At 70.1% G+C, this 11,867-nt stretch carries 9 protein-coding genes and 1 tRNA gene; 5 read left to right on the top strand and 5 right to left on the bottom strand.

Annotated elements, in window-relative coordinates:
- Positions 1-65: 65 nt before the first annotated feature.
- The 5 genes from pfkB to JGS22_RS12665 form a co-directional block, all read right to left on the bottom strand.
- Entirely contained in the window at positions 66-1,019 is a 954-nt protein-coding gene (gene pfkB, locus JGS22_RS12685) for a 1-phosphofructokinase (RefSeq protein WP_211042307.1), read from the bottom strand.
- The gene (locus JGS22_RS12680) at positions 1,016-1,777 is read right to left on the bottom strand and encodes a DeoR/GlpR family DNA-binding transcription regulator (protein WP_211042308.1); all 762 of its coding nucleotides are present in this window, start codon (positions 1,775-1,777) and stop codon (positions 1,016-1,018) included. The genes pfkB and JGS22_RS12680 overlap by 4 nt, the downstream gene beginning before the upstream one ends.
- A gap of 569 nt (positions 1,778-2,346) precedes the next feature.
- Positions 2,347-3,357 (bottom strand): sigma-70 family RNA polymerase sigma factor, encoded by a 1,011-nt coding sequence (locus tag JGS22_RS12675; RefSeq protein WP_211042309.1) that lies wholly within the window; start codon positions 3,355-3,357, stop codon positions 2,347-2,349.
- A gap of 839 nt (positions 3,358-4,196) precedes the next feature.
- Positions 4,197-5,174 carry a M23 family metallopeptidase gene (locus tag JGS22_RS12670; RefSeq protein ID WP_211042310.1) on the bottom strand — a complete coding sequence of 326 codons (978 nt, stop codon included), beginning with the start codon at positions 5,172-5,174 and terminating at the stop codon, positions 4,197-4,199.
- 295 nt (positions 5,175-5,469) lie between these two features.
- Positions 5,470-6,003: an ArsR/SmtB family transcription factor gene (locus JGS22_RS12665; RefSeq protein ID WP_308405639.1), complete on the bottom strand. Its 534-nt coding sequence runs from the start codon at positions 6,001-6,003 to the stop codon at positions 5,470-5,472.
- Positions 6,004-6,225: 222 nt separating this feature from the next.
- Between JGS22_RS12665 and JGS22_RS12660 the strand changes: the two genes are divergently transcribed.
- The 5 genes from JGS22_RS12660 (at position 6,226) to JGS22_RS12640 (ending at position 11,120) form a co-directional block, all read left to right on the top strand.
- A complete protein-coding gene (locus JGS22_RS12660) occupies positions 6,226-7,023 on the top strand; it encodes a DUF4097 family beta strand repeat-containing protein (protein ID WP_211042311.1) in 798 nt (265 codons plus the stop codon).
- A gap of 250 nt (positions 7,024-7,273) precedes the next feature.
- Positions 7,274-7,349: transfer RNA gene (locus JGS22_RS12655), tRNA-Arg, on the top strand.
- 165 nt (positions 7,350-7,514) lie between these two features.
- Positions 7,515-7,781 (top strand): hypothetical protein, encoded by a 267-nt coding sequence (locus JGS22_RS12650; RefSeq protein ID WP_211042312.1) that lies wholly within the window; start codon positions 7,515-7,517, stop codon positions 7,779-7,781.
- On the top strand, positions 7,778-8,224 hold the full coding sequence (locus tag JGS22_RS12645) for a hypothetical protein (protein ID WP_211042313.1): 447 nt from the start codon (positions 7,778-7,780) through the stop codon (positions 8,222-8,224). The genes JGS22_RS12650 and JGS22_RS12645 overlap by 4 nt, the downstream gene beginning before the upstream one ends.
- A 418-nt stretch (positions 8,225-8,642) precedes the next feature.
- Positions 8,643-11,120: an N-6 DNA methylase gene (locus JGS22_RS12640; RefSeq protein WP_216814965.1), complete on the top strand. Its 2,478-nt coding sequence runs from the start codon at positions 8,643-8,645 to the stop codon at positions 11,118-11,120.
- The last annotated feature ends 747 nt before the right edge of the window (positions 11,121-11,867 follow it).

Raw genomic sequence — 11,867 nt, 5'->3', positions numbered from 1 at the left:
GACGGGCTCCGGCCGGCGCGGCGCGGGGCGGCCGCTCGCCGGAAGCACCCGGCAGTCGGCCGGCGCTACGTCGTGTCCCGAAGCGGCCGGTCCAGTGGAACGTCGGTGGTCACCGCCACGGCGCTGCCGACCAGATCGCCGGGACGCGGCATCTGGCTGCCGGGCAGTTGTACTGCCGCGGCGCCGTGGGCGACGGCGGCGGCCAGTGCGTCCGGCCCGGCTCCACCGCCCGCCAGGAAGCCCGCCAGCGAGGCGTCCCCGGCGCCGACGGTGCTGCGTACGGAGGTGACGGGTGCGTGGCCGAAGTACGTTCCGGTCGAGTCGACAAGCAGTTGGCCGTCTGCACCGAGGCTGGCGAGCACACCGCGCGCGCCCAACTGCCGCAGTTCCTCCGCGGCCTTGACAGCGTCGCCCACCGTCAGCAGCGGGCGTTCGACGGTCTCGGCCAGTTCCAGGGCGTTGGGCTTGACGATGTCCGGCCGCTCCCCGAGCGCGGCCCGCAGCGCAGGCCCGGAGGTGTCCAGCGCGATCCGTACACCGGCCCGGTGCACCCGTGCGACGAGCCCGGCGTACCAGTGCTGCGGCAGCCCGCGGGGCAGGCTGCCGCAGCAGGCGACCCAACGGGCCGCGTGCCGCGCCGCCTCGCCGCGTACGGCTTCGAGCAGTTCCTCGGATTCGTCGCGGGTCAGCTCCGGTCCGGGCGCGTTGAGCTTGGTGACCGTGCCCTCGGGTTCGACGACCGAGACGTTGACGCGGGTGGGGCCGGCGACGCGTACGCCCGCGACCCGGATGCTCTCGTCCTGGAGCAGGGTGCGCAGTTGCTCGCCCTCGGGTCCGCCGAGCGGCAGTACGGCGACAGTGCGCAGACCGGCGGCGTACACCGCGCGGGACACGTTCACACCCTTCCCTCCGGGCTCCACCCGGTCGGTGTCCGCGCGGAGCACCGCGCCGCGGTCCAGCCCGGGCACCTCGTAGGTGCGGTCCAGGCTCGGGTTGGGCGTGACGGTCAGGATGGTCATACGCGCGCCACCTCCGTGCCCTGCGCCTCGATGTCCCGCGCGGTCGCAGGGTCCAGTCCGGTGTCTGTGATCAGCAGGTCGATCTGGGAGAGCCTCCCGAACCGGGCGAAGTGCTCTTGGCCGTGTTTGGAGGAGTCGGCGAGCAGGACGACCCGGCGGGCCGCGGCGATCAACTCCCGTTTGACCGCGGCCTCGGCGAGGTCGGGAGTCGTCAGCCCGCCCTCGGGTGAGAACCCGTTGGTGGCGAGGAAGAGCACGTCGGCGTTGATCTCGCGGTAGGTGCGCAGCGCCCAGTCGTCGACCGCGGCCCGGGTCCGGTGCCGCACTCGTCCGCCGACCAGGTGGAGATCGATCGCGGGGTGGTCGGCCAGCCGCGCGGCGAGCGGCAACGCGTGGGTGAGCACGGTGAGTTCGGCCGCGAGCGGGAAGGCCGCGGCGAGCTGTCCGGTGGTGGTGCCGGCGTCGAGCACGACGCTGCCGTCGGCCGGAAGCTCCTCCAGGGCGGCCTGCGCGATCCGGGCCTTCTCCTCGCCGGCGGTGCTCTCGCGTTCGCTGAGGTCGGGTTCGAGTTCGAAGTGCCCGACGGGGATCGCGCCGCCGTGCACCCGCCGCAGCATCCCGGCACGGTCGAGCGTCTTGAGGTCGCGCCGTACGGTCTCGGCGGTGACCCGGAACTCGGCTGCGAGCGACACCACGTCCACCCGCCCGCTCTCCCTGGCGATGCGGACGATCTCCTGCTGGCGTTCGGCTGCGTACATCTGTGACTGGGTCCGTTTCCCCTGCCCGACTCCGGTGGAGGCGTCACGCTACGCCCGAACCCAGGCGAAGTAAACACGTACGGACATTCACCTGGGCACGTTCGGGCATTACCGAGGGCCGGTGGTCAGAGCCGCGCCGCCCGCGCCACTCTTCGCTCCCACGCGGCCGACCCCGGCCGGCCGACGCGACGCGACCCGGCCGAACCACCCGGCGGACGCGACCCGACCGACGCGACCCGACCGAAACGGCCCGGGCCGGGCCGGCAGCAGAGTCCGGCACCCGCGCCCGCGGTCGGGCGGGCACCCGGCCACCCCGTGGCCTCCCGTCCCGTACGCCACCGACGCAGAACCCGGGGACGGGCGCGGAAACCAGGAGCCGACAAGGGGCCCGGACAGGGCGGAGCCCCCGGGGACGGCGGGGGTCCGCCACCGGGGGCTCCTCGAGGCGGGCCGCGATACGACCCGCTGGCTCTTCACTTCTCACCGCCACCCGCCACCCCGCTCGCCATACGGCCTCCGAGCCGGACCGGCAGCCCGGGCCCGGCTCCGGAACGGCAGCCGGGCGCGGGCTACGCAGCCGCGTCGAAACCGGTGTCGTGCGCGAGCTTCTTCAGCTCCAGCAGCGCGTGCTTCTCGATCTGCCGAATCCGCTCACGAGTCAGCCCGTGCTGTTTGCCGACCTCGGTGAGGGTGCGCTCCTTGCCGTCGAGGATGCCGTAGCGGGCGCGGATGATGGAGGCGGTGCGCTGGTCGAGCCGGCCGATCAGGCTCTCCAACTCCTCGCTGCGCAGCAGCGTGAGCACCGACTGCTCGGGCGAGATCGCCCCGCTGTCCTCCAGCAGGTCGCCGAACTGGGTCTCACCGGCGTCGTCCACGGCCATGTTGAGACTGACCGGGTCGCGCGCCCAGTCCAGCACGTCGACGACGCGCTCGGGCTTGGTGTCGAGCTCGGCGGCGATCTCAGCGGGCTCGGCATCCCTGCCGTGCTCACGGTTGAACTCCCGCTGCACGCGCCGGATGCGGCCGAGCTCCTCGACCAGGTGGACGGGCAGCCGGATCGTCCGGGACTGGTCCGCTATGGACCGGGTGATCGCCTGCCGGATCCACCAGGTGGCATAGGTGGAGAACTTGAAGCCCTTGCGGTAGTCGAACTTCTCCACCGCGCGGACCAGGCCAGCGTTCCCCTCCTGGATCAGGTCGAGCAGCGGGAGCCCACTTCGCGGGTACCGCCTGGCAACCGCGACGACGAGTCGCAGGTTGGAACGGATGAAGGTCTCCTTGGCGCGCTCGCCCTCGGCGACTACGAGCTCCAGCTCGTCTCTGCCGGCGGTGGCGCTGGGCGCGTCCTTGGCGGTCGGCTCCTCGAGCCCGTCGAGAATCCGGTGCGCGTACACACCGGCCTCGATGGCGAGCGAGAGCTCCACTTCCTTTGCGGCGTCGAGCAGCGGGGTGCGTGCGATCTCGTCCAGGTACATGCCGACCAGGTCGCGGTCGGCAGTCTCGCCGCCTGCGCGCGCACTGCTGGCCGTGTCAGAACCCTGGGCGGTGGACTGACGACGGGCGACGGCACGGGTTGCCATGCGTGCTCCCTTGCGAGTGGTTCGACTACTGGTCGGTGGCGGGCTCGACCCCTCCTGATTGGCCTCTGCCCACGTACATCACAACGACGTGAATCGGGACAGAATTCCCAACCGGCGCATCATTTTTCGGAACGTGCAGTACCCTGCCTCCCCACAGCTCCCCGGCCGGGCGTCTTCAAGACGCGCGGAACTCCAGGTCAAGCCGGATACGGACGACCGACTGCGTTCGCCGCGGGCCGCGTCCCCGCCGTCAGTGAGACGGCTGTCACAAGCGTTCCCGCGCTTCTGCCCCGTGGAGAGTGACGTCTTCGACTGCTCTCCACCCGGTAGGACGATTCCCACCCGGCGATTGGTTGCCCACCGGGCGCAACGGGCTCCCGTACGAGCCGGTCGCGAGCGGCTCGTACGCCCGGCTACTGCCAGGCCCGTACCGCCGACTCCTGCCTACCGGCCGGGTTCCCGTTGCGCGGCTGGGTACACATCCAGCGGGCCACGGAAGAGCGGCACCGGCCTCCCTCACCGCCGGCACCCGCCGCGTCAGCCCCGCACCGCCACGCTCGCCATACACGCCGACGCGCCCCTCACCGCCACGCTCGCCCCGGTACCGCCGCGCTCGCCGGGGGTCGGCCACGCTCGCCGGGGGTCGGCCACGCTCGCCCAGCACAGCCCAGCACAGCCCAGCACGGCCCAGCACAGGCACCGGCTGGTCGGCCACCGCCCCGGAGCTCCCGGAGCACCGCCCCGGCGCCCACGGCCAGGTCGCCTCAACCACCCACCGGCGTCGCGCTGTTCGGCCGCGCGGCACCGACCTCCGCGCTCCGTACAGCCCCGCCCCGCGGTCAGGGGCGAGCGCCCGGAGGCGGGGCCGAGGTGCCCGACGCCGGAGCCACCATGCGGAACGCCGGGCCGTTGCGCGGGACACCGACGCGCTCAGTCCCGTCCTCGTCCCGGTAGCGCCAGTTGAAGGGCACACCTCTGGCGCCGGTCGGCTCCTCGCCGTCCATGAGGTGGAAGTGCAGATGCGGGTCGGAGGAGTTGCCGGAGTTGCCGCACTCCCCGAGCCGTTGCCCCTCGGCGACTCTGTCCCCCACCGCGACCCTCAGCGAACCGCGGCGCAGATGAGCCAGCACCGCGTACACCTCGCAGTCCGCGCCTCCCCCGGCACTCTCCGCCGCCTCTTCCCCTGCGTCTTCCGCTCCCGGGAGGCTCCCCGCGCGCTGCTGCGGAGCCGTACGGCGGGTGTCCAGGCGGACGATCACATGGTTGCCGAGGACGAAGCGGTAGCCACCCATGGAGCGCACCAGCCCCTCCAGCAGGAGGTAGAGCAGCCCCAGCGTCGACATCCGGCCAAGATGGTCGCGCTGCCGGCCGTCCGCCCGTACGACCACGCCGTCCGCCGGGGCGAACAGCGGCTGCCCGAAGGAGGCGTAGTGCGCGGGCGTACGGGTCGGCGGCCAGAGCAGGTGGAAGCGGCGCTTGCGGTCCTCGGGGAGCCCCTCGGGCTCGTGCAGTACGTCGATGGCGTACGTCTGGCCGAGATCGTGCGTTCCGTGGCTCGGCACCTTCTCAGCCGGCCCGTTCAACGCACTCCAGCGACCGGCCACGGGCGGCGCGACCAGCACGCCCTCGCCCTCGCCGACGGGCCGGGCGTCACGGGGCCGCGAGGGCACACGCAACACGAACCACAGCACCAGCAGCGCGATTCCGGTCAGATACACCGGCGAGATGCCGTGCCCCAGCGTCGTCGGCACCGCAATGCAGACCACGGCCGCCAGAAAAACCAGCCCCTGCCGCTTCCTCAGCGCCTTCCACCACATGTCGTTCCCCTCACTGCCCGTGGGCTCCTCGCCTACCGGCCCGGTACCCGCTTGTCGCCTGTGCGTCCTCATACGCATTCGCCCCCGCCTTCGCGCACGCCCGTCTTCGCGCACGCCCGTCTTCGTAAGCGCCCGTCCTCGTAAGCGCCCGTCCTCGCCGCCGCGCACTCGCCCTCGTGCGCGCCGACTTGGCGCCGCCGTGCGGTCAACTCACGCGCGTACGCGCTTCGTTGCGAACGGACCTGTCTCGACTGGCTCCGCCGGGACCCGCCCTGGCGGTGGGCGCGGCACACCGTCAGCGCCGCGCCGCCAGCAGCGTGGCCAACAGCGGCACGATCCGGTCGACCGGCACCTCGTACCGTCCGCGACCGGCCCCGCGCAGCCAGCCGGCGGCGGTGAGCTGACGGAGATGGTGGTAGATCTGGCCGGTGGTCCCCACCCCGTCGAGCTCCACCAGCTCGGCGACGGTGGAGTGCCCCTCCAGCAGCGCCTTCATCAGTCGCAGCCGCACCGGATTGCCCAACGCCGCGAGTGCGTCGGCGAGTTCGGTCCAGTCCTCCTCGAAGAGCTGCCCGGCCGCGACGCCTTCCTGCCACTCCGCGCGAACACCGGCGGGCGTCTCCACGCTGCCGACGAGCATCGCGGCGCCGCCCGGCAGCTCGTGCCGGGCGATCTCCTCGCGCAGTCGGTTGAGCGCCCAGAACTGCTGGGCGAACTCGGCCCCGCCCGTGGCGCCCGCATCCGCGAGACGCCGTTCCAGCGCCTCCACCCGGAACCCGAGATCAGCCACCCGTTCGACAAGGCCCGTCGGGTCGGTTGAATCAGTCACACGCAACAGTATTATGCAATTACGTAATACTTGCAAGAAGCTACGGATACGCGGAGGCGGCCACGCGGCGACCGTTCCGCCCCGCACCCTCGTAACAACCGACCGTTGCGTACGCTCCAGAGCGGGCGCACCCGACCACGCGCCGCACCAGCAGCGCGAACGCCCGCGCACACACCGCCATGGCGCATCGACGCCACCCGAACGAGAAACGGGGCCCGTACCGTGCCTGCCCAGCCCAGGACGCCGCAGCAGCCCACGGCGGAGCGCTTCCCCCGGAGCGCCGTGTGGTTGATGGGCACGGGCTTCGTCGGGCTGGCCGGCCTCTTCCTCTTCAGCCAGCTGATCAGCACCGTCGAACACAGTTCGCGACCGGTGGGCGGGGACGTACGCGCCGTCGAGGTACGGGTCGACGTGGGCAAGGTGACCGTGAACGTCACCGAGGAGGACACCGCGCGCGCAAGCCTGCGCAGCACCTTCACCTCGGGGCTGCGCCCGCCCGCCGAAGCCGTCGAACAGGTCCGTGACACCCTCCGCGTCAACGCCAACTGCGGCCGTCTGACCGGGGATTGCTCGACCGACTACGAGCTCACCGTGCCCGCAGAGACCCGCGTGACCGTACGGACCGCGCACGGCCACGTGTCGGCGAAGGGCCTGCGCGCCTCCGTCGCCGCCCGCGTCGAGGTGGGCGACGTGCGGATGATCGACGTACGGGGACGCACCATCACCGCCCGCAGCCAGACCGGCAACGTCACCCTCAGCGACGTACGCTTCCGCACCGCCGACACTGCCACCGAGCGGGGCCAGATACGTGTCGTCAGCACCTCGGGCTTCACCCGGCTCCGCGCGCTCAACCACACCGGCGACGTGGTGCTGACCCTGCCGCGACGTTCCGGCCCCTACGCGGTCGAGGCCCGCGGCGGCACCGGCAGACGCACCGTCGATGTCGAAAGGGACGCCGGCGCCCCCGCGACCGTGCAGGCGTCCACCTCCGAGGGAGACGTCACCATCACCGGCGACTGACCACGAACTCCCCCTGCCAGCCCCGCACTTCACCACCGCCACTGCGCGCCGGGCCCAGGACGACGCACACGCGGCCACCCGCCCGCACCCACCCGGCGGACGCCCGGCCGCCCGCCGAATCGGGGGCGAGGACCACCACGGGCATCCGCTACCCTGTCAGTGGTCGACGCGGCTCCCACCCGCGGTCCCGCCCGCACACCCGGGCACACACCGCGCCACGGACCCGCCGACCGGCGGCCTCACAGCCGACGCCTCCGTAGCTCAGGGGATAGAGCACCGCTCTCCTAAAGCGGGTGTCGCAGGTTCGAATCCTGCCGGGGGCACCATGCATTACCGCCCTGACCTGGGGTTCCCCCCCAGGAAGGGGCTCCTGGTCGGCCCCGGACTCCTCGTCCGGGGCCGTTTGCGTGAGCGAACGGAGAGTTGATCCCCCAGAGGTCTGCATTCATCCGGCACGGGCTCCGAGTCGGCCGCCACGACATACTTAAAGTATGGCAACCCGGACGATCACCATCACCGTGCCGGAAGAGCTGCTGGAATCGATCAAGGAGCGTGTCGACGCACGAGGGGTGTCTGGCTACATCGCAGCCGCTGCCATACACCAGGACGCCATGGACCAACTGCGCGAGCTGGCCAGGCGACTCGAGGAAGAGCACGGCACCGTGACGGACGACGAGCAGCAGGCAGCGCTGGACCGCATCGCCGCCATCGACGGCTGGCATGACGAGCAGCGGTCACATTCGGACGAGGCCGCGTGAGCCGCGCCGCCCAGGCGAAGCTGCACCGCCCACGACAGCGCGTCTTCGTGTTCGACGCCGAGACTCTCTCCAAGGCGGTTCAGGGCGACCGGGAGATGGCTGCGCTGATCAAGACGACTCCGCGGCTCGACATCCCGATCGTCACCTCGGCGCTCACCACCCTTGAAGCATGGGACCCTCGCCAAACGTCGAGGCAGGCGCTGTGGAACTGGACGTTGTCCCGAATCCGCGTCGTGCATACGGACGACCGCGTGATCGCCCTGGCACGTGACATGCTGAAGACAGCGGGCCTGCATGGGCACAAGTACGCCATCGCCGCGGTTCTGGCAGCTGTGGCCGGGCGGGAAGCCGCGCAGGGAGCTGAAGCAACCGTCTTCACCTCCGACCCCGACGACATGAATCAACTCCTCGCGGGACACTCCGTTCGAGTCGAGAAGGTCTGACGAAACCCGCCCGCGCTCGCCTCCGGCGACTCGTCAGCTCACCGACCGCCTGGCGACCGCACATCGACGGGCACCTTCCGCCACGAGTGGTCGTGCTGTCCATGGTCATTTTGCATAGCTGAGGTAGCGCCGTACCCAACAGGCTGGTGATCGCCGCGCCTGTGGGGAGGTGGATCAACCCGGCGACAACGCCCTACCAGACACCATGCGCTCGAGCGGGCAGCCTGACCCCAAAACCCTATTCGATCGGCGTGCGGCGATCGAAACCCCCGGGAGAGCCACTGGAACGTTGCCACAGAGGGCTGGCCGACTCTCGAACGCCCTTGATTCTGACGCCTGCACAATCTGCGCACTCCAGGTGCGCAGTTGGTTCGTGAAGTCGTGCGCTTCTAGGCTCACTCTCCAACAACCACTTCTGATGGCGCAGTTGAAGGGGCCCGCACTCATGTCGTATCCGCCGACCGGTGACGATCCATTGCTCCGGCGAGCACAGATCGCCGCACTCGCAGGCGTAAGCCGACCGACAGTAACAGCCTGGGAAAGGCAGGAGACCGACTTCCCCTCGGCACGACGCTCCAACGGACAGGACTACTTTCGCCGGTCGGAGATCATGGAGTGGCTGGACCGGAGGCCGGTACCGCCCGAGCGACTCGTCGCAGGCGAGCTTGTCGGCGCCAGTTACGGGAGCCGTGCCCGGATGCGGGAGCCAGCCGGTAGGCCTCCAGCCGACGCGGCGAAGCGCCGTCTCGGCACCGGGTCGTCGTACCGCATGCCGACCGGCGCTGTCGATGAACCCCGCCCCGAGAACCGACAGATCGCAAACCATCTGATGGGCAGCCTCATCGGCCGAATACGGGGGGCGGCCAGCGTGCTCGACTATCTGAACCTGCTGGCTTGCCTCCACTATCTCCGCGGCGCCGCCGCGGACCGCTTCGACGCATTGGCCGCCCGTGCCCGCACTCTCAACAGCCTCGATGAGGCGGCCCAGTTGCTCCGGGAAGTCGGCCGCGCGGCCGACGAGGACATGCGTGACCTCGGCGTCCATTCGAGCATGCAGGAGGCGTTGGGGCGTCTGGAGCCCCGGACCGCTCGTGACCTTCGCAACGTCGTGGATGCGATGAGCCGCCTCACCGAGGACGTGTTCGGGCTCTTCCTCGACGAGTACGAGCAGCGAGCTGCGTTGGGCAGCGGCGAGTTCTTCACTCCTCGCCCTGTGGTTCGGCTGATGACACAGCTGGCCTGCTCGGAGTTCGGCCCGGGCGAACCGGAGTCCGTCTATGACCCGTACGCCCGCGACGGAGGATTCCTCATCGAGGCCACGGCCGCCTGCGCCGTGGACGAGGACGGTCTGCCACGCGAGAAGACGCTGCGGACCTACGGCGAGACACGGCGAGCCGACACATGGCGACTGGCGACCATGAATCTTCTACTTCATGGCGTCTCCCCTGCTCTCGACCTGAAGCACTCACCGCCCTGGCACAACGGCGGCCCGAGGCGGGCTCCGCTGGAGTCGTTCGACATCGTGCTCACCAACCCACCGTTCAACATGAGCGACCCCGGCCGAGGGGAGCGCGGCGAGGGGCAGTGGGCGTACGGGGCTCCACCGCTCGACAACGACAACCTTGCCTGGGTCCAGCACTGCCTGGCGAGGCTACGCGAGGGGGGCCGAGCCGCGATCATCATGCCCAACAAGGCAGGCAACTCCGGTCACAGAGCCGAGCAGAGTATTCGGCGGAATCTGGTGGAGCGCGGAGTCGTCGACTGTGTCGTCGCCCTGCCGGCCCAGTTGTTCACCGGCACTGCCGTACCGGTTTCTGTGTGGATACTGCGCCACCCCGAGAACCCCTGCGACAGCACCCTGTTCCTCGACGCACGGCACCTGGGAGCGAAGAACGGATCGCGTCGGGTCCTCAGCGCCCGGGACACCGAATCTCTTCTCGATGCCTACCGCGCTCACAGGAACGCGGCAGGGGCCGCTCCTCTCCTCGGGACGACAAGCACGGAGCACCAGGTGCCTACCGCCCTGGTATCCCGGGAGGAACTGCGATACAGCGACCACTCGCTCAACCCTCTCGACCATGTCGAACGCTCGAGCGATGCGGGAAAAGGTATCGAGCGCGAGTTTGTGATTGCCCGGGAGCGGCTGAGCGGCGCCGAAGAGCACCTACGTGATGTCCAGGACGCCGCCGCTCAACTGCCGTTCGTCGGGGACCGGGTACCGCTGCGCCAAGGGAACCAGCCGGCCTCCTCGGCCAGCCTCGACTCGCTGTGCGAGATACAGGCCGGACCGTCCTATTCAAAGCTGGGCAAGAAGCAGCGCAGCACCCGCGGCCCCGTTCCCGTGGTGTTCCCGCGGCATCTCAAGGACCGGTGTATCAGTGACGAGGCGGACGAGCGGGTCACAGCGGAGACGGCTCGACGACTGAGGAACTTCGAGCTGCGGCACAAGGACATCGTTTGTGTCCGCTCTGGTGCGATCGCTCCGCCAGCGCTGGTACAGCAGCATCAAGCCGGCTGGCTGATGAGCCCCAATGTCCTCCGGCTCCGCGTGCAGGAGGCGCTGATGGAGCGAGTACTTCCGGAGTACCTGCTCCACTACCTGTGCCTGGAGGAGTCGATTGCCTGGATGCGGGACCGAGCCGCCGCCACCGCTGCCCCGTCACTCCGATCCGAATCCCTCGGGTCGCTGCGTATTCCACTACCGGAGCCGGCTGAGCAGCAGGAGATCGTGGCCGCGCTGAACGGCCTTGATGAGCTGGACCGCGCACATCTGGCCGTCGCTGCCTCAGCGCGGCACACCCGCATCGCCTTGGCTGGTGCGCTGCTGGGCCCATCTACCGCCCCCGTCCCTGGCATCATCCCTCGCCGCCGATTCGAGAAGGAAGTGTCGCTGTGAACGCCCAGCACCGATCGCCTGCTGCGACCCCTCCTACGTCGGTCTCGGAGCCCGCGAACAGTTCTTGGATTCCCTGGCTGCTGGTCATGGTGCTGTGCTCGGTCCTTGTGGCGGTATGCGTCGGGTTTCTCAAGGTCCTCGACGGCACCCCAGCTTCCGGAGCCCTGCTCTCGGCAGGTGCAGCGTTCGGGGGAACCGCGCTGCTCTGCTTCGCCGTGGTGCCGGTAGTCCAACAGCTGCGTCAGCGCAGCTAGCTTCTCGCGGATCCTGCTGGGCTCGCGTGCGTCAGTGCCCGCTCCACCGTGGGCGAGAGCGTCCGGACGCGTCGATGCGTGAGCGAACAGTCCGGCACCAGATGTCAACGAGCAGGACTTCACACGAGGCCGCGTGGCGCTGACCAGGTACAACGGCTCCACGCGGCAGCCTGCGGCATTACCCGGCAAGGATTCGATCCCTCTTTGAAAGCGGGTGTTGCGAGGACCGTTAGAACCCAAGATCATGGTCCGGGGCCCCTTGACGGCAGCGGGTGACGGCAGTCTCCTCACCCACGGTGCTCCAGAAGCCGGTCCGTGTGGCTCATGGCCTCCCTCGGCTGTCGTGGCCTACGTGGGTGTGGACGTTCGTCGTGAGGCCGATCTGCGAGTGCCCCAGGATCTCCGTCACCGTCCGCGGGTTCAATGCAGACGGCCCGAGGCCGGGCTTGGCTCAGGGAAAGTGGAGGGTGAGGGTGAGGCCGCCGGTGGGGTG

This window comes from Streptomyces tardus (assembly GCF_018101125.2).
Lineage (GTDB): Bacteria > Actinomycetota > Actinomycetes > Streptomycetales > Streptomycetaceae > Streptomyces > Streptomyces tardus.
This window is presented reverse-complemented; position numbering and strand designations above follow the sequence as displayed.

Bases quoted from the DNA above. Each gene is read 5' to 3' on its own strand.
- JGS22_RS12640 (WP_216814965.1), top strand. From the start codon at position 8,643: ATGGCGCAGTTGAAGGGGCCCGCACTCATGTCGTATCCGCCGACCGGT.
- JGS22_RS12670 (WP_211042310.1), bottom strand. From the start codon at position 5,174: ATGTGGTGGAAGGCGCTGAGGAAGCGGCAGGGGCTGGTTTTTCTGGCG.
- JGS22_RS12680 (WP_211042308.1), bottom strand. From the start codon at position 1,777: ATGTACGCAGCCGAACGCCAGCAGGAGATCGTCCGCATCGCCAGGGAG.
- JGS22_RS12650 (WP_211042312.1), top strand. From the start codon at position 7,515: ATGGCAACCCGGACGATCACCATCACCGTGCCGGAAGAGCTGCTGGAA.
- pfkB (WP_211042307.1), bottom strand. From the start codon at position 1,019: ATGACCATCCTGACCGTCACGCCCAACCCGAGCCTGGACCGCACCTAC.
- JGS22_RS12675 (WP_211042309.1), bottom strand. From the start codon at position 3,357: ATGGCAACCCGTGCCGTCGCCCGTCGTCAGTCCACCGCCCAGGGTTCT.